Annotated in this window: 22 protein-coding genes; 13 read left to right on the forward strand and 9 right to left on the reverse strand. The window is 62.9% G+C overall.

Annotation, left to right across the window (positions count from 1 at the left end; all coding sequences use genetic code 11):
- Positions 1-16 precede the first annotated feature (16 nt).
- The 4 genes from NA637_RS11450 to NA637_RS11465 form a co-directional block, all read right to left on the reverse strand.
- The gene (locus tag NA637_RS11450) at positions 17-943 is read right to left on the reverse strand and encodes a hypothetical protein (RefSeq protein WP_256072361.1); all 927 of its coding nucleotides are present in this window, start codon (positions 941-943) and stop codon (positions 17-19) included.
- A 31-nt stretch (positions 944-974) separates the two neighbouring features.
- Positions 975-1,460, reverse strand: coding sequence for a curli production assembly protein CsgB (locus NA637_RS11455; protein WP_256072362.1), 486 nt, complete (start codon positions 1,458-1,460; stop codon positions 975-977).
- Positions 1,461-1,577: 117 nt separating this feature from the next.
- Positions 1,578-1,988 carry a CsgE family curli-type amyloid fiber assembly protein gene (locus NA637_RS11460; RefSeq protein WP_256072363.1) on the reverse strand — a complete coding sequence of 137 codons (411 nt, stop codon included), beginning with the start codon at positions 1,986-1,988 and terminating at the stop codon, positions 1,578-1,580.
- On the reverse strand, positions 1,976-2,560 hold the full coding sequence (locus tag NA637_RS11465; RefSeq protein WP_256072382.1) for a helix-turn-helix transcriptional regulator: 585 nt from the start codon (positions 2,558-2,560) through the stop codon (positions 1,976-1,978). The genes NA637_RS11460 and NA637_RS11465 overlap by 13 nt, the downstream gene beginning before the upstream one ends.
- Before the next feature lie 280 nt (positions 2,561-2,840).
- Here NA637_RS11465 and NA637_RS11470 point away from each other — a divergent pair, with 280 nt between their 5' ends.
- A complete protein-coding gene (locus NA637_RS11470; RefSeq protein ID WP_256072364.1) occupies positions 2,841-4,541 on the forward strand; it encodes an OPT/YSL family transporter in 1,701 nt (566 codons plus the stop codon).
- Positions 4,542-4,749: 208 nt separating this feature from the next.
- Positions 4,750-5,079 (forward strand): hypothetical protein, encoded by a 330-nt coding sequence (locus tag NA637_RS11475; protein WP_256072365.1) that lies wholly within the window; start codon positions 4,750-4,752, stop codon positions 5,077-5,079.
- A gap of 73 nt (positions 5,080-5,152) precedes the next feature.
- On the opposite strand, the gene def is transcribed toward NA637_RS11475, so the two are convergent.
- On the reverse strand, positions 5,153-5,659 hold the full coding sequence (gene def / locus NA637_RS11480; protein WP_256072366.1) for a peptide deformylase: 507 nt from the start codon (positions 5,657-5,659) through the stop codon (positions 5,153-5,155).
- Positions 5,660-5,805: 146 nt separating this feature from the next.
- Here def and NA637_RS11485 point away from each other — a divergent pair, with 146 nt between their 5' ends.
- The 3 genes from NA637_RS11485 (at position 5,806) to NA637_RS11495 (ending at position 8,634) form a co-directional block, all read left to right on the forward strand.
- Complete coding sequence (locus NA637_RS11485) at positions 5,806-6,831, forward strand: LysM peptidoglycan-binding domain-containing protein (RefSeq protein ID WP_256072367.1); 1,026 nt, start codon at positions 5,806-5,808, stop codon at positions 6,829-6,831.
- 90 nt (positions 6,832-6,921) lie between these two features.
- Entirely contained in the window at positions 6,922-8,013 is a 1,092-nt protein-coding gene (gene dprA / locus NA637_RS11490) for a DNA-processing protein DprA (protein WP_256072368.1), read from the forward strand.
- A gap of 63 nt (positions 8,014-8,076) precedes the next feature.
- Positions 8,077-8,634 (forward strand): L-threonylcarbamoyladenylate synthase, encoded by a 558-nt coding sequence (locus NA637_RS11495; RefSeq protein WP_256072369.1) that lies wholly within the window; start codon positions 8,077-8,079, stop codon positions 8,632-8,634.
- Positions 8,635-8,739: 105 nt separating this feature from the next.
- Here NA637_RS11495 and NA637_RS11500 read toward each other — a convergent pair whose 3' ends face one another.
- On the reverse strand, positions 8,740-9,717 hold the full coding sequence (locus tag NA637_RS11500) for a quinone oxidoreductase family protein (RefSeq protein ID WP_256072370.1): 978 nt from the start codon (positions 9,715-9,717) through the stop codon (positions 8,740-8,742).
- Positions 9,718-9,871: 154 nt separating this feature from the next.
- Here NA637_RS11500 and hemF point away from each other — a divergent pair, with 154 nt between their 5' ends.
- Positions 9,872-10,789 (forward strand): oxygen-dependent coproporphyrinogen oxidase, encoded by a 918-nt coding sequence (gene hemF / locus NA637_RS11505; RefSeq protein ID WP_256072371.1) that lies wholly within the window; start codon positions 9,872-9,874, stop codon positions 10,787-10,789.
- A 46-nt stretch (positions 10,790-10,835) separates the two neighbouring features.
- The gene (gene aroE / locus NA637_RS11510) at positions 10,836-11,654 is read left to right on the forward strand and encodes a shikimate dehydrogenase (protein ID WP_256072372.1); all 819 of its coding nucleotides are present in this window, start codon (positions 10,836-10,838) and stop codon (positions 11,652-11,654) included.
- Positions 11,655-11,661: 7 nt separating this feature from the next.
- On the opposite strand, the gene NA637_RS11515 is transcribed toward aroE, so the two are convergent.
- Both NA637_RS11515 and NA637_RS11520 read right to left on the reverse strand, forming a co-directional pair.
- Positions 11,662-12,273: an NAD(P)-dependent oxidoreductase gene (locus tag NA637_RS11515; RefSeq protein ID WP_256072373.1), complete on the reverse strand. Its 612-nt coding sequence runs from the start codon at positions 12,271-12,273 to the stop codon at positions 11,662-11,664.
- Between the two features lie 15 nt (positions 12,274-12,288).
- Positions 12,289-12,600 carry a glycine zipper domain-containing protein gene (locus tag NA637_RS11520; RefSeq protein WP_256072374.1) on the reverse strand — a complete coding sequence of 104 codons (312 nt, stop codon included), beginning with the start codon at positions 12,598-12,600 and terminating at the stop codon, positions 12,289-12,291.
- A gap of 419 nt (positions 12,601-13,019) precedes the next feature.
- Between NA637_RS11520 and pbpG the strand changes: the two genes are divergently transcribed.
- Positions 13,020-13,961, forward strand: a complete 942-nt coding sequence (gene pbpG, locus NA637_RS11525) for a D-alanyl-D-alanine endopeptidase (RefSeq protein ID WP_256072375.1) — start codon at positions 13,020-13,022, stop codon at positions 13,959-13,961.
- A gap of 62 nt (positions 13,962-14,023) precedes the next feature.
- Here the strand turns inward: pbpG and NA637_RS11530 are convergent, their stop codons facing one another.
- Entirely contained in the window at positions 14,024-15,727 is a 1,704-nt protein-coding gene (locus tag NA637_RS11530) for an alpha/beta hydrolase (protein ID WP_256072376.1), read from the reverse strand.
- 375 nt (positions 15,728-16,102) lie between these two features.
- On the opposite strand from NA637_RS11530, the gene treS reads away from it, so the two are divergent.
- The 5 genes from treS to NA637_RS11555 all read left to right on the forward strand — a co-directional run.
- Positions 16,103-18,172, forward strand: a complete 2,070-nt coding sequence (treS, locus tag NA637_RS11535) for a maltose alpha-D-glucosyltransferase (RefSeq protein WP_256072377.1) — start codon at positions 16,103-16,105, stop codon at positions 18,170-18,172.
- Positions 18,173-18,681: 509 nt separating this feature from the next.
- On the forward strand, positions 18,682-18,879 hold the full coding sequence (locus tag NA637_RS11540; RefSeq protein WP_256072378.1) for a DUF2934 domain-containing protein: 198 nt from the start codon (positions 18,682-18,684) through the stop codon (positions 18,877-18,879).
- Positions 18,880-18,988: 109 nt separating this feature from the next.
- Positions 18,989-21,025 (forward strand): hybrid sensor histidine kinase/response regulator, encoded by a 2,037-nt coding sequence (locus NA637_RS11545; protein WP_256072379.1) that lies wholly within the window; start codon positions 18,989-18,991, stop codon positions 21,023-21,025.
- 220 nt (positions 21,026-21,245) lie between these two features.
- Complete coding sequence (locus NA637_RS11550) at positions 21,246-22,244, forward strand: NAD(P)H-quinone oxidoreductase (protein ID WP_256072380.1); 999 nt, start codon at positions 21,246-21,248, stop codon at positions 22,242-22,244.
- A gap of 238 nt (positions 22,245-22,482) precedes the next feature.
- The coding region (locus NA637_RS11555) for a hypothetical protein (RefSeq protein WP_256072381.1) at positions 22,483-22,814 on the forward strand (332 nt) is incomplete at its 3' end.

The raw sequence follows: 22,814 nt of genomic DNA on the forward strand, positions 1-22,814 counted from the left end.
GTGGTCAAGGTCTGGATCACTGTTGGGTGACGGCGGCCATGTTGCCGGTCCCCGTCTGCGAAATCACCGCGTTCATGAGTTCGGCGTTCTGAGTGATCGAGGCCTGGTTTGCCATGCCGACCTGGTTGATGCGGGCCTCGTTGTAGCCGGCTAGCTGGTCGATGGCGGCGATGTTGTCATCGCCGGATTGCACGACGCTGGCTTGGTTGCCATCGAACCATTGCAGCAACTCGACGCTGTTGCCATTTCCAGTTGACGAGCCTCGGAATGCATTGCTGCGCCCGCTCTGCTCGATTGTCAGCAGGTTGTCGTCGCCAGCCTGACTGAACTCGACTTCACCAAACAGACTGTTCTGCGAAATCGTTGCGGTATTCAGGTTGCCGTTCTGGGCCAGTTGAATATCGCTGCCATCGCCCTGCTCGATGCTAGCCCTGTTCTCGTCGCCGACCTGATACACAGCTGTCCAATTTCCGTGGTAAAAGCCGTCTTGCGTCATTACCAGCGAATTGCCGTTGCCAATCTGACGTGCCTCGGCCCGAGCGATACCATTTTGAGTGGCCGAAATGGAATTGTTGTCGCCGATGCTGCTGATCTGCAGCTCATTGGAATACCAGTGCTGCTCGACCACGGCGCGGTTGCCGGTGCCCTGCTGATAGACGTTGGCGGTTGAGAAGCGAGTTTCATCATCTTGGTAGATAGAGGCGTTATTGCTGCCGATCTGCACGATACTGGCCACATTCAGCTCAGCGATTACGCCTTGGTAGATCGCGCCGTTGTTGGCCGTTCCGTTCTGCCGGATTGTCGCCTCGTTCAGCAGGCCGGTCTGGTCAATCGTGGCGTCGTTGCCGTTGCCTGTCTGCACGAGTGTGGCGCTGTTGTCGGCATGGGCGCCAACGGCGACAGACAGCAAAGCGGCTGACGCGAGGAGATGCAGACTGCGCATAGGGTTACCCTTTTATTAGCGATGCTGGTGATTAGCGATGCTGGACGATCTGGACGCGTTGGCCGCTGCCGTATTGGGTGACACTGCTGCTCAAGCCGCTGCCGAGCTGTTCGATGCTGGCAGCGTTGTTCGAACCAATCTGAGCGATCGCGGCCTGGTTGTCGCTGCCGATCTGGCTGATGTCGGCCAGGTTGCCCTGGCCAATCTGCAGAATGCTGGCGATCTGGTTCTCGCCTTGCTGGAGGATGAAGGCCTGCTGGTCGCTGCCCTGTTGCATGATGCTCGCCAGCTGAGCCGTGCCGGTCTGGCTTACGTCGGCCAGGTTGTCGCTGCCGGTTTGCAGCACTCGCGCGACCTGCATGTCGGGCAATTGCAGCGCAGCCGCCGACTGATTAGCGAGGCTCAATAAGCCTCCCGCAAGATCTCCGTTGTCCATCAGATCGGCCGCATGAACCGTGTGACCGGTGAGCAGAAGGGCGGCGAGCACGCCGCGGCGGAACAGGGCTAGACAATCCATGCAGGCACCTCGCAATAGTGTTCGGATTCTTGACTGCAGGCGGGGCGCTGAACATCCATCGAACGGTGCAAAACAAGCGCTACGTGATGAACGGGGCGGATTAAATTTTTTGACAGGTCACAGCTCGTCCCGGTCCAGGTCGAAGGTGTCCTGGAGCAGGTTCTGCAGTTTGCTGCGGTTGACCTCCTCCAGGATCAGCTGCGCGGCTTGGGTGGCGATGTCTTCGATCTCCGCCACGTTGGGCTGCAGAAAGCGCCGGTAGACCGTGCGCTGCCCATACTCCACCCAGATCAGGCTGCCCCAGCGCGCGGAAGGCCGTTCGCGTACCACCAGATCGGCTTCAAGCGCGCTGGCGTCCTGCAATTGAAAGCTCAGGTAGCGGTGGAAGTCGTGACCGAAGCGAGTGATGGTGTTGTCGATGATCAGCCCGCTCAGCTCCGCCTCGCCTTCCACCTGGCCCAGCGCTGCCTGAGCCTGCCCCGGGCCGAGCAGGCTCAGCAGCAACAGGCCCAGCGTCAGGCGTGACATGGCTCGGACCAATCCAGACGGCCGCGCAGCAGAAAGGCCGCCTCGGCCCGGTTGGAGGCGCCGATCTTGCGCAACAGGTTGTGGATATGGCTCTTGATGGTGTGGGGGCTGAGGCACAGCTGTTGGGCAATTTCGGCATTGGACAGGCCTTTGCCGGCCAGGCTGAGGATTTCCCGCTCACGCAGGGTCAGCGACGGTTTGCTGCCAGCGAGTTGGCGCATGCGCCGCCACTGGCTGAGCAGGCGTTCGGTCAAGACCCGCGGCAGCCAGTCGCCGCCTTCGAGGAGCACTTGGATGCCGTCGAGCAGGTGCTCGCGAGTGGCGTGGCTGTAAAACACGCCGCGAATGGCAGGATGCTTGTCGACCAGTTGCTCGGCCTGTTCCGGCGCGATATTGACCAGCGCAACGGGTGTCTGCTCGTCGAGCTGATCGAGCAACGTTGACAGTTGCTCGGCCTGGCTGTTTCCCGAGTCGAGCAGGTAGAGATCGGTGCTGCCCGGAACGATCTTCTCGAGCCGCGCCAGGGCTACCTCTAGCTGAGCCTGTTCACCAAGAAAGTGCTTGAAGAACAGCCCGAGAAGCTCATTGCCGGTCAGCAGGGTGACGGTAGGCCGGTTACGTTCCCGGTGAGTGAAGTCCGCTTCGTCCATGTTCAATCCTTGGTTTGGAGTGCCGTTATGCTGCATAGAAAAGTTACTAAACGACCGGCCAGAAATGACGAAGTTCAGCGTTAACGTCGGGATTAGGACGGCATCTGCGCGCTGAGGATGACAACCCGACGGACGGTTGAAGAAACGCTGTGGTGGCCTTAATGGACTAAGGTGAGTCAATCGCCCATTCGATGGAGCCTGCATGAGTGACCCGTCACGCGAACTGACTCTGCGCGCACTGTTGACCGGCCTGCTGCTGGGGGCCGTGCTGACGCCATCAAATATCTATTCGGGGCTCAAGATCGGCTGGTCGTTCAACATGTCGATCATCGCGCTGCTGGTCGGCTTTGCCGTCTGGCAAAGCCTGGCACGAGTGCTGAGAAGGCCCGCCTGGACGCTGCACGAAAGCAACATCAACCAGACCACTGCCTCATCCGCGGCTTCGATCATTTCCAGCGGTTTGGTCGCGCCGATTCCTGCCTACACGTTGATCACCGGCCAGCAGTTCGACACCTTGCCGCTGGTGGCCTGGGTGTTCTCGGTCAGCTTTCTCGGCGTCTGGGTCGCCTGGTACTTGCGGCCATCACTGATTATCGAAACGCAGCTGCGCTTTCCTGAAGGCATGGCGACCTTGGCGACCATGCAGCAGATCTACAGCCATGGCGCTGAGGCGGCGCAGCGCTTATGGGTATTGGGTTCGGCTGCGCTGCTGGCGGCGTTGGCCAAGCTGGTGGACGGTCTCTGGTGGAGCGTGCCGCGCTGGACACCCAGCGCGCAGCTGGAGCGCTTGACGTTCAGCCTCGAACCGTCGCTGTTGCTGCTGGGCTTCGGCGGAATCATCGGCTTACGGGTTGGGTTGTCGTTGCTGCTCGGCGCGTTGATCGCCTGGGGCGTGCTGGCACCCTGGTTGTTGACGGAAGGTCTGGTGACAATCCCGGCGGGCGCCAGCGGGCCGCAATTCGGAGTGCTGATCGAGTGGCTGCTGTGGCCGGGGGTCAGCCTGATGGTCTGCGCTACGCTGATTTCACTCAGCCTGCGTTTTTTGCGCGCCCGACGAGGCGCTGCAGCACAGCGCATTCGATTCGCATGGCCCGCGCCTTTGCCGGCGCTCGGGCTGGGCCTGGCGGCCATCCTGGTGATCACCCTGCAGATGAGCCTGTTCGGTATCCATCCACTCATGGCCGCGCTGTCGATCCCGCTGGCGCTGCTGCTGGCCATGGTTGCGGCACGTGTCGTCGGCGCCACCGGGATACCGCCGATTGGTGCGATCGGGCAGCTGTCGCAGCTGGGTTTCGCTGCCATTGCGCCTGGTCAGGTGGCGATCAACCTGATGAGTGCCAACACCGCGGGCGGTGCTGCGGGTCAATGCACCGATCTGCTCAACGACTTCAAGGTCGGTCACGCAATTGGCGCAACCCCCTCGCGCCAGGTGATTGCGCAGTGCCTGGGTATTCTGGTCGGCAGCCTGGTAGGGGTACTCGTCTATCAACTGCTGATTCCTGATCCTCAGGCCATGCTGATCACCCCCGAGTGGCCAGCGCCTGCCGTGGCGACCTGGAAAGCCGTGGCGCAGGCGCTGACCACCGGACTCGGCTCGATCAGCCTGGACATCCGCTGGGCGATGTTGATCGGTGCAGGGGTCGGCGTTGTGCTTGGCCTGCTCGAAGGCTCGGCGCCGGTCTGGCGGTTGCGCTGGTTACCCAGCTCTGCGGCGCTGGGGCTGGCATTCATCATACCTGCCTCGATCTCGCTGATGATGGCGTTCGGCGCCCAGTTGGCCTGGCTGTTCGCGGCCCGCTGGGGCAGCCTGGCCGAGCGTTTTGTGATCGTTGCCGCCGCCGGGCTAGTGGCCGGTGAAAGCATGGCTGGTATCGGCATTTCATTGTGGCAGTTGTTGCGCTGAGTTTTGGCCAGGCGTCCTTGAGGAAAAATCGCGTGGGGACATCCGGTGAACGGTCGGCTGCCGGCGTGGCGATCAGTGGCGCCAGCGCTACAGCGCTCGCCTCGTCCGGGTTTCGGCGTTTTTGAAAGATCCTGTCATGCGCCGGGGTTAAATTTATTTTCGTGGGCAGTGCCCAAGTATGTGAAGCCCTTGAAACTGGAGAACGATCATGCAAACGAACAAGCTCGCCGCGCTGACTCTAGCCGGTCTTATGTCGACCGCTGTATTTGCCGCAGGCACAACGGACAACGAGGCCATTCATGACAAGGGTCGTTACGACGCGAATAGCAGCTCAATGAAGAGCGGCACTCATGACGGCAAAATGGGCGGCGCCCGTGACGACACGATGATGGACGGTTCGACAACCGACGATACCGGCCGCACAGGGCGGACTACGGGCGCAGGAAGCACAAATGCTGCTGACCCGGCAGGCCCTGGTATGGGGGGTACCAGTATGGGTAACACCACTGGTACCGGCAGCAGCGCGACCGGCAATTAATGCCAAGCGGCCCATTTGAACAGCCCCGGCCATTGCCGGGGCTGTTTCCGCTGCAAGCCTTTGGAGTGGCAGTTCAAGCCTGCTGACGATGAAGCTTTTCCAGCTTCTTCTTGATCCGGTCGCGCTTGAGGTTGGAAAGATAATCGACGAACAGCTTGCCGTTGAGGTGATCGCATTCGTGCTGGATGCAGACCGCGAGCAGACCTTCGGCACTCAGCTCATAGGGCTGACCGTCGCGGTCCAGCGCCTTGACCTTCACCTTCCGTGGCCGATCTACGTTTTCGTAGAAGCCGGGGACCGACAGGCATCCTTCCTGATACTGCTCCATCTCGTCGGTGAGGAACTCGAACTCGGGGTTGATGAAGACCCGTGGCTCGGTCTTGTCTTCGGACAGGTCCATCACCACGATCCGCTTGTGCACGTTGACCTGCGTGGCGGCCAGGCCGATGCCCGGTGCGTCGTACATGGTCTCGAACATGTCGTCGATCAGCTGACGAATGCCGTCGTCGACCACCTCCACCGGTTTGGCGATGGTGCGCAGGCGTGGATCGGGAAATTCAAGGATGTTCAGGATTGCCATATGCGTTTGTGATGCACTTATGGAATAAAGTCAAAAGCCGCTGCTAAGATGCCGAGCAGCTTGTAAACGGCTTAACGCCGCTTTCCACAGGGGTTCTGCGGCGCTAGACGCTTTACATGAAGGCACATCATAAAGGGATTCACCACATGAGGAAATCACTACTCGCCCTGCTGCTGGTAGCGGTTGGCGGTATGGCACAGGCCGCTGTGCAGCTCAAGGATGACCATCCGGAGCAGTACACCGTAGTGAAAGGCGACACACTCTGGGACATTTCCGGTCGTTTCCTCAGCGAACCCTGGAAGTGGCCGGAACTCTGGCATGCCAACCCGCAGGTGGAAAATCCGCACCTGATCTATCCGGGCGACAGCCTGAGTCTGGTCTATATCGACGGCCAACCGCGCATCATGCTCAACCGTGGCGCGTCGCGCGGGACCATCAAGCTCTCGCCTACCGTTCGCACCACGCCCATGGCCGAAGCCATCAGTACCATTCCGCTGGAGGCCGTCAACAGCTTTCTGCTGCGCAACCGCATCGTCGACAGCGCCGCTGAGTTCCAGGCAGCTCCGTATATCGTCGCTGGCAATGCCGAGCGCGTGATCAGCGGCTCCGGTGATCGGGTCTATGGCCGTGGTGAATTCCAGGACGGCATTGGCGTCTACGGCATCTTCCGCCAGGGCAAGACTTATGTAGATCCGGACACCCAGGAGTTTCTGGGCATCAACGCCGACGACGTGGGAACCGCCGAGCTTCTCGACATGGAAGGCGACATCGCCACCATGATGCTTACACGGGTTACCCAGGAAGCGCGCATCGGCGACCGCGTGTTTCCCAGTGAAGGGCGTGCAGTGAATTCGACCTTCATGCCGAGCGAGCCGGAAGCAGAAGTCAAGGGTGTGATCCTCGACGTACCGCGTGGCGTGACCCAGATCGGCCAGTTCGATGTGGTTACCCTGAACAAGGGCGCGCGTGACGGGCTGAACGTCGGCAACGTGCTGGCCGTATACAAGACCGGCGAAACCGTACGCGACCGGGTGACCGGCGAGAACGTCAAGATTCCTGATGAGCGTTCGGGTCTGCTGATGGTCTTCCGCACCTACGATAAGCTCAGCTATGGCTTGGTCCTGCAGGCGACCCGCTCGCTGGCTGTGATGGATAAGATCCGTAACCCCTGACCCCTCCAGGCCCCGCCGAAGGGGGGGGGCTGGTTGATTCTGCTGAACCACACCGCAGGGATGCGGTGTCAAGAGACAAGGACTGATGTCATGCCCGCGATTTCTCCTGCCGAACTGGAAGCCCGCCTACGTCTGCATCTGCTGCCGGCGCTCGGTCCGCGCCGTCTGCACAAACTGCTCAGCGCTTTCCCCAACGCCGCTTCTGCGCTCAGCGCACCGGCCGCGGCGTGGCGCGCGCTGGGGCTGCCGGCCAGCTGCGCCGAACCCAGACGTAGCTCGGCAACACGTGAGCGAGCTGCTGCGGCGCTGAGCTGGCTGGACCAGCCGAACCATCAGTTGCTGATGTGGGACGACCCCGGTTACCCGGCGCTCCTGGCGGAGCTGCCAGACGCCCCGCCGCTGCTGTTCATTGAAGGTGATCCAGGCCTGCTGGAGCGACCGCAGCTGGCCATGGTTGGCAGCCGTCAAGCCTCGCGCCCCGGACTGGACAACGCCACGGCCTTCGCACGGAGCCTGGCTGGCGGCGGTTTCGTGATCACCAGTGGCCTGGCCCTTGGCATCGATGGGGCGGCGCACCAGGGTGCGCTGGATGTGAACGGCAAGACCATCGCCGTACTGGGTACCGGTCTGCAGCAGCTCTACCCGCGCCGTCATATCGGCCTCGCAGGACGCATCATCGAAGGCGGCGGCGCGCTGGTCTCCGAGTTGCCGCTCGACTGCCCGCCGCAGGCCGCCAACTTTCCTCGTCGCAATCGAATCATCAGCGGCTTGTCATTGGGCGTGCTGGTGGTCGAGGCCAGTCCTTCGAGCGGCTCGCTGATCACCGCCCGCCTGGCTGCCGAACAGGGCCGTGAGGTCTATGCGATTCCCGGCTCAATCCACCATCCCGGCGCCCGCGGCTGCCACCAGCTGATTCGCCAGGGCGCTGCACTGGTGGAAAGTGTCGAGGACATACTGCAGGCCTTGCGCGGCTGGCAGCAAACCCCGGCCACGCCCGAAGCGCAACGATCCGAGCCGCTGCACCCGTTGCTCGCCCAGCTGCATGCCGCTCCCATGAGCAGCGAGGTGCTGGCAGATGCCGTGAACCAGCCCTTGTCAGAAATCCTCGCAGCGCTCACCGAGCTGGAAATCGAGGGACTGGTCGCTTGCGAGAACGGTCGCTGGGTCGCCTGTGCGGGTTGAGGCCGGCTGTACTGCCGACAGCGCTTGGGTACACTTCGCCGATCAGTCTCAGGGGAGGTGGCAATGGTCGGCAATTGGCGTGTGCAGCAGGCGGCGCGGGTCATCAGACGTGGCGGGGTGATCGCCTATCCGACCGAGGCGGTCTGGGGCTTGGGCTGCGATCCCTGGGATAGCGACGCGGTACATCGGTTGCTGGCGCTGAAGGAGCGGCCGGTAGACAAAGGACTGATTCTGGTCGCCGACTGTGTCGAGCAGTTCGATTTTCTGCTGGAAAACCTTCCTGAGCGCTGGCTGGACCGTTTGGTTGGCAGCTGGCCGGGACCGAATACCTGGCTGGTCCCGCACCGTGATCGCTTGCCGGACTGGATCACCGGCCAGCACGACAGTGTCGCACTGCGTGTGACCGATCATCCGCTGGTGGCGAGGCTTTGCGCCTTGACCGGCCCATTGGTGTCCACCTCGGCCAACCCGGCCGGCCGACCTTCGGCGCGCTCGCGCCTGCGCGTCGAGCAGTACTTCCCAGGGGATCTGGACGGCGTGCTTGGCGGCAGCCTGGGTGGACGTAAAAACCCCTCCACCATTCGCGATATACGCAGCGGCGAGGTAATAAGAGCGAGTTAGCGGCAAGCTGCAAGCCACAAGCTTCAAGTAGAAGCAAAACAGAGCCTGATTGCCTTTCAGCGCCAGCCCTCACACTGGTCCGCTTGCCGCTTGCCGCTTGCCGCTTTACGGCAGCAGAACGGTCGAGCCGGTCGTCTTGCCTGCGGCGAGCTGGCGCTGCGCCTCGGCAGCGTCGGCGAGCGGGTAACGCTGGCCGATCTCCGCCTTGATCCGGCCGCTGGCGATCATCTCGAACAGCTCGGCCGCCATGCCTCGCAGGCGTTCGGCTGAGGTGGCGTAGCCGGCCAGGGTGGGGCGGGTGACATACAGCGAGCCCTTCTGAGCCAGTACGCCGAGATTGACGCCGGTAACCGCGCCGGATGCATTGCCGAAGCTGACCAGCAGGCCACGCGGGGCGACACAATCGAGCGAGACGTCCCAGCTGCTCTTGCCCACCGAGTCGTAGACCACCGGACATTTCTGACCGTCAGTCAGCTCCAGCACCCGCTGGACGATGTCTTCCCGAGTGCGATCAATGGTTGCCCAGGCGCCCAGTGATTTGGCGCGCTCGGCCTTTTCTGCCGAGCCAACCACGCCGATCAGGCGGGCGCCGATGGCCTTGGCCCACTGACAGGCGATCGAGCCGACACCACCGGCCGCCGCGTGAAAAAGGATGGTTTCTCCTGCTTTCAGCTGATAGGTCTGGCGCAGCAGATACTGGGTCGTCAGGCCCTTGAGCATCACCGAGGCGGCTTGTTCGAAGCTCACGCTTTCGGGCAGCTTGACCAGATGTCGTGCTGGCAGGGTGTGGTGCTCGCCGTAGGAACCCAGCGGCCCGGTCGCATAAGCCACGCGGTCACCCACCTCGAATTCATCAACGCCCTCGCCCAGCGCCTCGACCACGCCGGCGCCTTCGCTGCCGAGGCCCGATGGCAGGCTTGGCGGTGCATAGAGCCCGCTGCGGAAATAGGTGTCCATGAAGTTCAGGCCGATCGCATGGTTGCGCACGCGGACCTCACCGGTGCCCGGTGCGGCGACCGGGACGTCGACCTGTTCGAGGACTTCAGGACCACCGTGCTGACTGAACTGGATGCGCTGCGACATATCTATCGACTCCTGGCAAATCAAAGGAGCCTATCCAACGCTTCCCGGGCGCGTCCGTCAATTGGCTCGATGATATGCTTGCCGGCCTTCTGTTTCAGCGTCGCTGCTCTGGCCCATGCCTGGCGGCGGCGCAGCCACTTGCCAAGGTGAATTCGTGAACGAGCGTACCGAAGCCGTCAAAGCCTACCTGCTCGATCTGCAGGACCGTATCTGTGCCACCCTTGAAGCCGAGGACGGCGGCGCGCGCTTCGTTGAAGATGCCTGGACCCGCCCCGCAGGCGGTGGTGGCCGGACCCGGGTCATCGAAACCGGTGCGCTGATCGAAAAGGGCGGCGTCAATTTCTCCCACGTGCATGGCAGCGGCCTGCCGCCTTCGGCCAGTGCCCATCGCCCTGAACTGGCCGGCCGTGGTTTCGAAGCGCTCGGCGTGTCCCTGGTGATCCATCCGGAGAACCCCTACGTACCGACCTCCCACGCCAACGTGCGCTTCTTCATCGCCGAAAAGGCAGGTGAGGAGCCGGTCTGGTGGTTCGGTGGTGGCTTCGACCTGACGCCCTACTACGGCAACGAAGAGGACTGCGTGCACTGGCACCGGATGGCCCGGGATGCCTGTGCGCCGTTCGGGGCCGATGTCTACCCGCGCTACAAGGAATGGTGCGACCGCTACTTCCACATCAGGCACCGCAACGAGCCGCGTGGTGTCGGCGGGCTGTTCTTCGACGACCTGAACGAGTGGGACTTCGACACCAGCTTCGCCTTCATGCGGGCGGTGGGCGATGCCTACATCGAGGCCTACCTGCCGATCGTCCAGCGGCGTAAGGCGGTGCCCTTCGGCGAACGCGAGCGTGCCTTTCAGGAGCTGCGCCGCGGGCGCTATGTGGAATACAACCTGGTCTACGACCGCGGCACCCTGTTCGGTCTGCAATCGGGTGGACGCACCGAGTCGATCCTGATGTCGCTGCCGCCGCTGGTGCGCTGGGGTTACGACAAGCATCCCGAGCCCGGCTCCCCGGAGGCGCGCCTGACCGAGTACTTCCTGCAGGATCGTGACTGGCTGGGCGAGCAGCCCTGAGTGGCCCGTATCACAACCTGAATCGCTACTGCTTTTAGGAGCATCAATGGACCGCTACGGCGTCTTCGGCAACCCCATCGGCCACAGCCAATCGCCTCAGATCCACCGTCTGTTTGCCGAGCAGACCGGGCAGACGCTCAGCTACGAGCCCTTGCTGGCGCCGCTCGATGACTTTCCCGGCTATGCCCGCGCATTCTTCCGACAGGGGTTGGGCGCCAATGTCACCGTGCCCTTCAAGGAACAGGCGTATCGCCTTGCCGACCAGTTGAGCGAGCGCGCCCACCGTGCCGGGGCGGTGAACACCCTCAAGAAGCTGGAAGACGGTCGCCTGCTGGGCGATAACACCGACGGCACTGGCCTGGTCCGCGACGTGTTGGACAACGCTGGCGTCACATTGCAGGGCAAGCGGATCCTGCTGTTGGGTGCAGGTGGTGCGGTGCGTGGGGTGCTTGAACCCCTGCTGGCCCAGCGGCCGGCCGCATTGGTCATTGCCAATCGCACCCTGGCCAAGGCTGAACAGCTGGCTGGCGAATTCGCCGAGCTGGGGCCGGTCGGTACAGGCGCCTTCGAGCACTTGCGAGGCCCGTTCGATGTGATCATCAATGGCACCTCGGCGAGCCTCGGCGGCGAGCTGCCTCCGTTGGGCGATGACCTGATCGAGCCGGCTGTCACCTTCTGCTACGACATGATGTACGGCGCGAAGCAGACGCCCTTCTGCCAGTGGGCGGCCGGGCGCGGCGCAGCGAGCCGCGACGGGCTCGGCATGCTGGTCGAACAGGCGGCGGCAGCCTTCGAGTTGTGGCGCGGGGTACGGCCGGATTCGGGCCCGGTACTGACGCAGCTGCGCAGCCAGCTCGGCGCCTGAGGGTCGCTCAGATACGGAAGTGAATCTGCTCGTGCAGGTGCTGCGGTGTCTCCAGCTCGTCGACGATGCCTGCAGCGATACGGCGTAGCTGCACACGGCGATCGCTGGGGTCGAGATCGTCGATCACGCTGAAATCCTCGATCGACAGGTCGCCGCCATCGGCGTTGGCATCCACCAGCGTCCATTTCAACGGATGCACAGCAATGCGTTGCAGCGCCGCAGCAACGTTCGCGTCATCGCCCTTGGCGGACAGATCGGCGATCAGTACCAGCCGTTCGACACCGACCTTTGGCAAGCCGGACAGCAAGGCATCGACCGCCTGATACAGGTCATGCGGCTGATGCTTGGCTGCTGCCCCGGAGGCTGTGGCCAACGATGGGCTGTCGTATAGACAGATCACCGCATCCATCCCGGCCACACTCTGCGAGACACTGTTGGCATCGAACAGATCGCCGGTCTTGGCGCGCAGTCCCGGGCGGACGGTCATCGAATTGAGATCGTCGACCAGGGCCACGGCCTCGTGTTGCCGGGTCAGCAGCTCGCAGAGCAGCGCGTTGCCGAGGCTCGAATGCGCCCCATAAAGAGCGAATTTGAGCCGCGGCGTTTCCGCGTTGAGCATGACGGCTCGGCCGTATCAGCGACGGGTAGCGAGGTAGCCAATCAGCGCGACTGCGCCAGCAGCCAGAGCGACCGTGCTCAGCGGATGCTCGCGTGCGCAGTCCTTGGCCATGCGCCCGGCATCCCGGCCGCGGCGGGACAGGTCGTGGCAGTGCTCGTCCAAACGGTTGTCGTTCCACAGCGTTTCAGCGCGCGAGCGCAGCGCATTGAAACGGCTACGCGATTCACGCGAAGCGTCGTCCTTGAGGTCGTCGAGCGCGGCCATCAGATTCTGGATTTCACGTTCGATTTCGTCGCGCGTGGTGGGTTTGCGGCTGAAGCGGGACATAGCGTTCTCCCCTTTGAGTGTATGGCTTGGACTCTGCGAAGCGGTGAAGGTGCCTTCGGCCGTGGTCAACCAAAACACCCGTACTGCTAGAAGCGGACCTATCAATAGCGTCCGGGTTCCGCCGGTCGGCTCGGTTGTGGCGAAAAGTCGCGCTGCCGATAGCCTGTTTGACCTCAGTTTCGTACGCTTGGGGCAGCGCTGCGCAGATTGATCTATGCTTTGTACTCGGGCCGTTGCGCTGAACAGTCCGGATGGCGAAACGAGCGAAACGGCCAGAGCCCAACGCATGGTAGATCCGCTGCAAGCGCCGAAATATAAGGGCTGGCGGCCATGTTTATGCTCGCCTTTTCCGTATAATGCGCGCCGCGTCCGTCTGCTTCGGCGCGCCTTTTTTCACTGCCAATTCATCGGTGTTCATCTTGAAGCTTCGTCATTCCATTTTCGGCTTGCTGCTCGCCTGCAGCAGCGTCATGTTGCCCCCCGTTTCCACCGCTGCTGCCAAGGCCCCTGCGCAACAGGAGCTGGCCTCCGGAAGCGCGCTGGTGATCGATCTGAAAACCAATGAAGTGCTCTATTCCAGCAATCCAGACGTGGTGGTGCCGATCGCATCGGTGACCAAGCTGATGACCGCGATGGTGGCACTCGACGCCAAGCTGCCGCTCGATCAGCGCCTGTCCGTCACCATCCGTGACGCGCGCGAAATGCAGGGGGTGTACTCGCGTGTACGCATCGGCAGCGAGATCAGCCGTCGCGAAATGCTGCTGCTGACCCTGATGTCGTCCGAGAACCGCGCCGCCGCGAGCCTGGCACACCATTATCCGGGCGGCTACAGCGCCTTCATCCAGGCGATGAACGCCAAGGCCAAGGCGCTGGGCATGACCCATACGCGCTATGTCGAGCCCACCGGCCTGTCCGAGCGGAACGTCTCCAGCGCCAATGACCTGGTCAAACTGCTCAAGGCCAGCCAGACCTATCCATTGATCGAGCAGTTCAGCACCACCCGCGAAAAGACCGTGGCCTTCCACAAGCCCAACTACACCCTGGGTTTCCGCAATACCAACGCCCTGGTGCGCAAGCCTGACTGGAGCATTCAGCTGACCAAGACCGGCTTTACCAATGCGGCCGGCCATTGCCTGGTGATGCGCACCGTGATGAACAAGCGCCCCGTCGCCTTCGTGGTGCTCGATGCCTTTGGCAAGTACACCCACATGGCCGATGCCAACCGCCTGAAAAAGTGGATGGAAACCGGCAAGGTGACGCCGGTCGCGCCGGCTGCTCTGGCCTATAAGCAGCAGAAGATGGCCCAACGTCAGCTGGCGGGCCAACCGGGCGATGCGGCGACGGTAATCGGCACGCGCTGACCGTTCGGCGCCACCGCCACGTCTCGTCGCGTGGTGGTTGAGCCAGGCGAAGGGCGACCGATCTAGCCGCCACGATTGCCGTAGGCTGCTTCATTGCCGTCCTGTTCGGCGGCACTGGCGAGTTCGCGGGTCAGATGGGATTTCAGGCGGGACAAGGCCTCGTCATTCCAATCGTTGGGCGCGGTCACCAACCGCCAGGCATCGACATAGTCGGCAGGCGCATACACATGGCCATGGCCCGGTGGTGTCGGGGTGGTGACTGCCATGTCGACCGCCAGCTGCAGCATGGTCACCAGCGGAAACCAGCGCAGCGCCGGCGTGACGTCCTGACCGCGCGGCTCGCTCAGCCAGTCCGGGCGGCGCCAGGCGTAGCGGTAATCGAAGAAGACGATCGGGTCGCTGGCATATTGCAGATAGAGCAGCCGCATCGGCCCCCATGAAGCGTCCATCGGCTCGGGTGTGCCGTGCTGGTTCATGAAGCGAACGAAACGACCATCGCGAAATTGCGGTCGCCATTCGGGGCTGCCCGGATTGCGGTCGTCCGTGATTCGCCGCCACATCTGGCTCTCGAAAGGGGGGCCGCTCCACAGCGCACCCTGGAAGGGATCGCCGATCAGCTCATGCAGCTCCCAGGACGCTTGTGAATGCAAAGCGCCGAGGCTCAGGCCGTGCAAGTAGAGCCTTGGCCGCCCTTCGGTCGGCAATTCTCGCCAGTAGTCATAAACCTCCTCGAACAGTGCCCGCGCCACGTCAGCGCCGTACTCGGCTTCCACCAGCAATGACAGCGGGCTGTTCAAATAGGAGTACTGCAGCGCCGCACTGGCGACATCGCCATGGTGCAGGTACTCGACGCTGTTCATCGCGGCGGGGTCGATCCAGCCGGTGCCGGTCGGCGTGACCAGCACCAGTACCGACCGTTCGAAGGCGCCGGTGCGCAGCAGCTCGAGCAGGGCCAGTCGGGCGCGCGCCTCAGGCGTTTCGGCGGCACGCAAGCCGACGTATACACGGATCGGCTCACGCGCCGCCCGACCGCTGATGGCCGCTATGTCCCGAGCCGACGGGCCGGATGCAATGAACTCGCGGCCGGTACGCCCCAGCTCGTCCCAGCGCAGCAGCGATTCGCGACTGCCGCTCTTGAGCGGTGAGGCTGGTTGCGCCGCTTCCGGCTCGATCAGCGCGTCGTATTGCGCGAAGGACGCGTCCAATACCTTCAGTGCACGGGTGACCAGCACATCGGTGACCAGCGACCAGAACAATGTCAGGGCGATCACGATGCCGATGACATTCGCGACCCGGCGCGGCAGGAGGCGATCGGCACGGCGCGAAACGAAGCGCGAAACGAGGCGGTACAGGCGCGCCAGGATCAGCAGAATCAGGAATGTCGCCAGCGCGGTCAGCACCACTTCCAGCAGGTGTCCGCTGGTGACCGGCGGCATGCCCATCAACGAGCGGATCGAGTTCTGCCAGCCGGTGACCTGGCTGAGAAAATAGCCCGCCAAGGCCGCACAAATGATCGCGAGGATGATGTTGACCCGGACGCGCAGGCGTTCAGGCGGGTCCGTCAGCCCCAGGTAATGCCAGAGCCAGCGGAAGAACACGCCCAGGCCATAGCCGGCAGCTAACGCGGCGCCTGCGAGCGCGCCCTGGCTTAGCGTTGAGCGCGGCAGCAGCGACGGCATCAGCGCCGCGCAGAAGAACAGCGTGCCTAACAGCAGGCCGAAACCGGACAGCGTTCGCCAGGCGGACAATGTTGTACGAAGCCCCATTCGAAACCCCACAGCTTCGACGATGATTGAATCCACGGCGGCTGCCGCTCGGTCTTTTCGAGGCGTCTGGGTCGTCACGGTTCCCTGCTCGGTCTACTCGCCGCGTCGTGAATGGCCGACGATATCTATCAGCCGGTATCGGCACAGCGTCGTCTGTAGGAGCCAGCTTGCTGGCGATGTTTTCGGCACCGCGGAGGTCCGGATCGCCAGCAAGCTGGCTCCTACGAAAAAGCGTGGTGGCGCGGCTTGAGGTTGAGCTGGGTAGAAAGGCTGCTTTGCTGAAGTGGTGATCCATGGAATCCAATGCAACGATGCTGGCCCGCCCTACTCAAAGGTCTACATTTTCCCTCAGCGCACCGGGAACCAGACATCGTTATGAGCATGCCAGACAACGCCTACATCGAGTGGCTGGAAAGCCAGTCAATGCTTCACGCCGCCCGCGAGCGGGCCCGACTCTATGCCGGCCAGGCGCGGCTCTGGCAGCGACCTTACGCCCAGGCGCGCCCGCGCGACGCCAGTGCGATTTCCGCGGTGTGGTTCACCGCCTATCCGGCGGCGATCATCACGCCCGAGGGCGGCTCGGTGCTGCAGGCGCTGGGGGACGATCGCCTCTGGAGCGCGCTGTCCGAACTGGGTGTGCAGGGCATTCACAACGGCCCGATGAAACGCTCCGGGGGCCTGCGTGGGCGCGAGTACACCCCCACCATCGACGGCAACTTCGACCGCATCAGCTTCGATATCGACCCCAACCTGGGCACCGAGGCGGAGATGCAGCAGCTCAGCCGCATGGCGGCCGCGCACAACGCCATCGTCATCGATGACGTCGTCCCGGCGCACACCGGCAAAGGCGCGGATTTCCGTCTTGCCGAGATGGCTTACGGCGATTACCCCGGTCTCTACCACATGGTCGAGATCAACGAGGAAGACTGGCCCCTGCTGCCGGACCTGCCCAAGGGCCGGGATGCGCTCAACCTGCCGCCGCCAGTGGTCGATCAGCTCAAGGAAAAACACTATATCGTCGGCCAGCTGCAACGGGTGATCTTCTTCGAGCCGGGCATCAAGGACACCGACTGGAGCGTGACCGGCATCGTGACCGGCGTCGATGGCAAGCGCCGGCGCTGGGTCTACCTGCACTACTTCAAGGAAGGCCAGCCGTCGCTGAACTGGCTCGACCCGACCTTCGCCGCCCAGCAGTTGGTCATCGGCGATGCGCTGCATGCGATCGACGTCTCCGGTGCGCGGGTTTTGCGCCTGGATGCCAACGGCTTCCTCGGCGTCGAGCGCCGCGCCGAAGGCACCGCCTGGTCCGAGAGCCATCCGCTGTCGGTGACCGGCAACCAGCTCATCGCGGGTGCCATCCGCAAGGCCGGCGGCTTCAGCTTCCAGGAGCTGAACCTGACCATCGACGACATCGCCTCGATGTCCCATGGCGGCGCCGACCTGTCCTATGACTTCATCACCCGCCCGGCCTATCATCACGCTCTGGTGACGGGCGATACCGAATTCCTGCGGCTGATGCTGCGGGAGGTCCACGCGTTCGGCATCGATCCGGCCTCGCTGATCCATGCCCTGCAGAACCACGACGAGCTGACCCTGGAGCTGGTGCATTTCTGGACGCTGCACGCCTACGATCATTACCACTACCATGGCCAGACCCTGTCCGGCGGCATCCTGCGCGAGCACATCCGTGAAGAGATGTACGAACGCCTGACCGGCGAGCATGCGCCCTACAATCTCAAGTTCGTCACCAACGGCGTGTCCTGCACCACGGTCAGCGTCATCACCGCGGCGCTGGGCATCCGTGACCTCAACACCATCAGCGCGGCCGATATCGAACAGATCCAGCGCCTGCATATCCTGCTGGTGATGTTCAACGCCATGCAGCCTGGCGTGTTCGCCCTCTCCGGCTGGGATCTGGTCGGCGCGTTGCCGCTGGAAGCCGAGCAGGTCGAGCACCTGATGGCCGAAGGCGACACCCGCTGGCTGCATCGCGGCGGCTACGACCTGGCCGATATCGCACCCGGGGTGGAGACCTCCAGCGAGGGCCTGCCCAAGGCGCGCTCGCTCTACGGCAGCCTGGTCGAGCAGCTGAAGAACACCGGCTCGTTCGCCTGCCAGCTCAAGCGCATCCTCAGCGTGCGCCGCGCCTACGATATCGCCGTCAGCAAGCAGATTCTGATTCCGGACGTGCAGGCGCCGGGCCTGCTGGTGATGGTCCATGAGCTGCCCGCAGGTAAAGGCGTGCAGATCACGGCGCTCAACTTCAGCGCCGAGACCATCAGCGAGACGGTCACCCTCCCCGGCGTGGCGCCCGGGCCGGTGGTGGACATCATTCACGAAAGCATTGAAGGCGACCTCACCGAAAACGGCGAGATGACCTTCAACCTCGACCCTTACGAAGGCCTTGCCCTGCGTGTGGTCAGCGCCGCATCACCGGTGCTCTGACCGAGCATCAGCGGCCTCTTCGCCTGGCTCGTCGGCGCAGCTATAGTGCGCGCCGGCCGGCCCTGCGGGCCGCCCAGCTCATCCGAAGAGTACATAGGCGTCCGCCACCTCCCGCTTCCGTTTGCTGCGCACGGTGTTCGCCTGCGCGCTCGGTTCGTCGATTTTTTGAGCCAGCGCAGACCCCTGCGCGCCCGGCCAACAGCCCCTCTGCCTGGGCGCCTGCGTGTGCGTGCCGGTCTCTGCACAGCATGCCGAAACGCTGTATGAGCAGGTGCAGTGGCTGGCTGCCGCGGGGCTGGAGACCTGGATCGAACAGCCGCCTGCGCTTCACGGCTGAACTCCTACCCTTTTGCTGGGGCTTTCGTCGGCTTCCCGGTTTATTGCCGGAACCATCCGCCTGCTAATCCCCTCTGCTGAATACCCGGTGAGAAAGCACCGAACCGAGCCGAGGCGCCGTGCTATGGCGTCTCTATCAGCACCGTCACTATCAGCACAATGAGGGCAAACACATGGCTGACGAACAACGTATCCGCGAGCGCGCCCACGAAATCTGGGAAGCCAAAGGCCGCCCCGAAGGCCAGCAAGACGCGCACTGGGCACAAGCCCGCGACGAGATGGAGCCTTTCTACAAGGAAGGCGATGCCACCGCTGGCAGCATCGAAAGCAGTGTCGCGATACCCATGCCCAAGCCGGAAGGCGAACACTGACGGCTGAGCCGTCGGAGCGCGGCGTGTTAAGCCGCCTCCGATGTCAGACCCTTCGGTTTTCGCAGCGGCTAGAGCTGACATCGCCCCCTTCAACTGATTATTCGTCCCGATGCAGACACTCGACTACAAGGCCATCTTTCAGGCTGCCCCCAACCTGCACCTGATCCTTTCGCCTGATCCATCGTTCACCATCCTGGAGGCGAGCGATGCGCGGTTGCGCGCAACCAACACGTGTCGGGACGAAAATGTGGGGCGGCCAGTTTTCGATGTATTCCGCAAGAATCCTGAAGAGCCCCAGGAGTTCGGCACTGGCGTGCTACGCGCCTCGCTCGAACGTGTGCTGCAGACACGCATGCCGGATCGCATGGCCATCACCCGATATGACACTCCTCGGCCGGAGTCAGAAGGTGGTGGATTCGAACTGCGCTATTGGAGCCCGCTCAACGTGCCGGTGCTGGACGACAATGGAGAACTGCATTGCATCATCCATCAGGTCGAAGATGTCACCGAGCATGTGAAAGGTGGGGAACGCGCTGCGTTGAGCCAAACCAACGAGCGCTTCCGTGCCGCGCTGATGGCATCAGGCACGGGAACCTTCAACTGGTACCTGAACGACGGCAGCATGCAGTTCGATAGCTCACTGGAGCAGATGTTCGGGCTGGCGCTGGGGCAGCGGCTCGACAGCTTCGAGCGGTTCATCGAGCAGGTGCACGCCGAAGACCGTGCGCGGGTACGGCAGGCATACGACCGCTACGCTCAGGGGCTCGATGGTGCGGTGGAGTTCCGCCTGGCCCATACCAGCCCGGAATCCTGGTTGATCTGCAGGGCCAAGGCCTTTCGCGACGCCACCGGCCAACTCGCCTACGTAGCCGGTGCCTGCACCGACATCAGTGCACGCAAGCGCGCCGAGGAAGCCCAGCAGGTCAGCGAGAAACGGCTGCGTCAGCTCAACGAAACCCTCGAAGCGCGCGTGGCCGCGGAAGTCAGCGAGCGCAGCCGGACCGAACAGGCGCTGCGCCAGGCCCAGAAGATGGAGGCTGTCGGCCAGCTCACCGGCGGTATCGCTCACGACTTCAATAACCTGCTGACCGGCATCATCGGCAGCCTGGATCTCATGCAGCGACGTTTCGGCCGTGGAGAGGTCGCGGATGTGGAGCGCTACATCAACGCGGCGGCGACCTCTGCCCAGCGTGCGGCGGCGCTGACGCAACGGCTGCTGGCCTTCTCTCGTCAGCAGGCCCTCGACCTCAAGCCGGTCGACGTCAACCAGCTGGTCGCCTCGCTGGAAGATCTGCTCCATCGCACCATCGGCGAGAACATCGCGCTCATCACCCAGCTCAGTGCGGGCCTGCCGCCCGCCTGCATGGACGTGAACCAGCTTGAAAACGCCGTGATCAACCTCGTCATCAACGCACGCGATGCCATGCCGCACGGTGGCCGGATCACCCTCTCCACGGCCAGCTTTCAGCTGGGCAACGAGCCGGATCCCGCTCGGCGCGGGCTGTCCGAGGGCGACTATGTGCTGCTGACCATCAGCGACACCGGCGTTGGCATGCCCCCGGAGGTGATCGAGCGTGCATTCGAGCCCTTCTTCACCACCAAGCCCATCGGCAAGGGCACCGGGCTTGGGCTTTCGATGATCTATGGCTACATCAAACAGGCCAAGGGCTACATCCACATCGAGTCCAGGCCTGAAGGCGGCACGCGCGTGCACCTCTACCTGCCTGTTCATCATGGCGAAACCAGCGCTGTGGACGTGGCGCCAGAGCGCACGCTACAAGGCACTGGCGAGACGATTCTGGTGGTCGAAGACGAGCCCGTGGTCCGCTCGCTGGTGGTCGAAGTGCTCAACGACCTGGGCTACGAGACGCTGGAAGCCGGCGAAGCCTCCGAAGCGCTGTCGATCACCGAAAGCCAGCAGCGGATCGATCTGATGGTCTCGGACGTCGGCCTGCCCGGCATGAACGGCCGGCAACTGGCCGAAATCGTCCGCCAGCAACGCCCCGGCCTGAAAGTGCTCTTCGCCACCGGCTACGCCGAAAGCTTCGCTGCTAACGACATCCTCGGGCCGGACATGGCCGTGATGGCCAAGCCGTTCGCCATCGATGCGTTCGCACAAAAAGTCGCAGAGATGCTGGGTTCGTAGGCCAGTTGTCGGCCGCTCTGCCGAGGTGCTGGCCAACGCCAAGCTCGGGGCCGCTCAGCGCCCTGCTCCAATCCTTGCCAAACGCCACCGCGTTGCGGTTCCGCCAGGCGCGCAGATCCCCTGACCAATCAGGGTTGGCTCTGGGCCTCGGGGGAACTACCGTGTACCAGCGAGACAATTCAACCAACGCGGCCATCAGCCGTCTTTGAAAGGAAAATCTATGAGTGCTGACACCATGCGTCATATCGATCACCGCCCCGGCGGCGGCCCCGAATGCCTGCGAATGGCCGAAGGCCCGGTGCCCGAGCCCGGCCCACACGACGTGCTGGTGCGGGTGGCCTACGCCGGCATCAACCGGCCCGATGTGTTTCAGCGCTCTGGCAGCTACCCGCCGCCACCGGACGCCTCGCCACTGCTCGGCCTGGAAATCTCCGGCGAGATCGTCGCCATTGGCGCTGAAGTCAGCGCCTGGAAAGTCGGCGATCAGGTCTGCGCGCTGACCCCCGGCGGCGGCTACGCCGACTATTGCGTGGCGCCGGCCGAACACTGCCTGCCAGTGCCCGCCGGGCTGTCATTACTGGAAGCGGCGGCGCTGCCGGAAACCTACTTCACCGTCTGGAGCAACGTGTTCGAGCGCGGTGCCCTGCAGCCTGGTGAATCTTTCCTGGTGCATGGTGGCTCCAGCGGCATCGGCCTGACCGCCATTCAACTGGCCAAACAGTTCGGTGCCACGGTGTACACGACTGTGGGCAGCAGCGAAAAAGCCGACGCCTGCCGGCGTGCCGGTGCGGACCGGGTGATCAACTACCACGAAGAAGACTTCGTCGAGGTGCTCAAGCAGGCCACCGACGACAACGGCGTCAATGTCATCCTCGACATGGTCGGCGGCGACTACATCCCCCGCAACATCAAATCCCTGGCCGTGGAAGGCCGCCTGGTGCAGATCGCCTTCCTCAAAGGCAGCCGCGTCGAACTCGACACCTCGCCGATCATGCGCAAGCGCCTCACCTTCACCGGCTCCACCCTGCGCCCCCGCAGCCGTGCGGAGAAAGCCGACATCGCCAAGGCGCTGCAGGACAAGGTCTGGCCATTGCTGGGCCAGGGCCGATGCCGCCCGGTGATCCACGCCACCTTCCCCCTCAAAGAAGCGGCCGAAGCGCACCGGCTGATGGAAAGCAGCAAGCACATCGGGAAGATTATGTTGGAGGTTGGACAGTAGCGGTAGGGACTGGGCCGGTAACTACCGGCCCTTGCGGGACTGCTGACTAGTTGCTGACGCACATGAAGTGGCGGGAGTCCGGCCGTTAGCGCAGCGGGGTATAACATTCCGGGCAGGTGGCGATAACGTTAAGTGCCCATGCTAGAGCTGTTTGGCTAGCCAACATCGGGAATGTTATACACCTGACCCGTCGGGCGCCTTATACACCACTTGGTGTCTAAATATAGTTAGTTTTCATATGAATATCACAGTGCCAACTTTTGAATTTGTACCACTTCATAGCTTTGGTCCTGCAGTTCTCGGCTCATCACGTGCAGAAATTCGAGCTGCTTTTTTGCGCGAGGGATTCCCGTTAGAGGATTCTCACGGATCATCGGATTATTTCTCCGATGCATCTATTCAGGTTGAGTACAATCCAGGCGAGCAAGCCAACTTTATTGGTGTTTCTTCCAGTCCACGCTTTGCAGCTCACATATATGGGCTCGACGTCTTCAACATAGATGCTTCTGAGCTGTTCATTATAATTACAAGTCACGACAACTCAGACGCGCATACATTTGATGCATATGA

The sequence above is a fragment of the Stutzerimonas stutzeri genome (assembly GCF_024448935.1).
Classification (GTDB): Bacteria; Pseudomonadota; Gammaproteobacteria; order Pseudomonadales; family Pseudomonadaceae; genus Stutzerimonas; species Stutzerimonas stutzeri_AO.

What these genes read in the sequence shown, in the direction of transcription:
- NA637_RS11450 (WP_256072361.1), bottom strand. Translation starts at nt 943, where the DNA reads ATGCGCAGTCTGCATCTCCTCGCGTCAGCCGCTTTGCTGTCTGTCGCC.
- NA637_RS11455 (WP_256072362.1), bottom strand. Translation starts at nt 1,460, where the DNA reads ATGGATTGTCTAGCCCTGTTCCGCCGCGGCGTGCTCGCCGCCCTTCTG.
- NA637_RS11460 (WP_256072363.1), bottom strand. Translation starts at nt 1,988, where the DNA reads ATGTCACGCCTGACGCTGGGCCTGTTGCTGCTGAGCCTGCTCGGCCCG.
- NA637_RS11470 (WP_256072364.1), top strand. Translation starts at nt 2,841, where the DNA reads ATGAGTGACCCGTCACGCGAACTGACTCTGCGCGCACTGTTGACCGGC.
- NA637_RS11475 (WP_256072365.1), top strand. Translation starts at nt 4,750, where the DNA reads ATGCAAACGAACAAGCTCGCCGCGCTGACTCTAGCCGGTCTTATGTCG.
- def (WP_256072366.1), bottom strand. Translation starts at nt 5,659, where the DNA reads ATGGCAATCCTGAACATCCTTGAATTTCCCGATCCACGCCTGCGCACC.
- NA637_RS11485 (WP_256072367.1), top strand. Translation starts at nt 5,806, where the DNA reads ATGAGGAAATCACTACTCGCCCTGCTGCTGGTAGCGGTTGGCGGTATG.
- dprA (WP_256072368.1), top strand. Translation starts at nt 6,922, where the DNA reads ATGCCCGCGATTTCTCCTGCCGAACTGGAAGCCCGCCTACGTCTGCAT.
- NA637_RS11495 (WP_256072369.1), top strand. Translation starts at nt 8,077, where the DNA reads ATGGTCGGCAATTGGCGTGTGCAGCAGGCGGCGCGGGTCATCAGACGT.
- NA637_RS11500 (WP_256072370.1), bottom strand. Translation starts at nt 9,717, where the DNA reads ATGTCGCAGCGCATCCAGTTCAGTCAGCACGGTGGTCCTGAAGTCCTC.
- aroE (WP_256072372.1), top strand. Translation starts at nt 10,836, where the DNA reads ATGGACCGCTACGGCGTCTTCGGCAACCCCATCGGCCACAGCCAATCG.
- NA637_RS11515 (WP_256072373.1), bottom strand. Translation starts at nt 12,273, where the DNA reads ATGCTCAACGCGGAAACGCCGCGGCTCAAATTCGCTCTTTATGGGGCG.
- NA637_RS11520 (WP_256072374.1), bottom strand. Translation starts at nt 12,600, where the DNA reads ATGTCCCGCTTCAGCCGCAAACCCACCACGCGCGACGAAATCGAACGT.
- NA637_RS11530 (WP_256072376.1), bottom strand. Translation starts at nt 15,727, where the DNA reads ATGGGGCTTCGTACAACATTGTCCGCCTGGCGAACGCTGTCCGGTTTC.
- treS (WP_256072377.1), top strand. Translation starts at nt 16,103, where the DNA reads ATGAGCATGCCAGACAACGCCTACATCGAGTGGCTGGAAAGCCAGTCA.
- NA637_RS11540 (WP_256072378.1), top strand. Translation starts at nt 18,682, where the DNA reads ATGGCTGACGAACAACGTATCCGCGAGCGCGCCCACGAAATCTGGGAA.
- NA637_RS11545 (WP_256072379.1), top strand. Translation starts at nt 18,989, where the DNA reads ATGCAGACACTCGACTACAAGGCCATCTTTCAGGCTGCCCCCAACCTG.
- NA637_RS11550 (WP_256072380.1), top strand. Translation starts at nt 21,246, where the DNA reads ATGAGTGCTGACACCATGCGTCATATCGATCACCGCCCCGGCGGCGGC.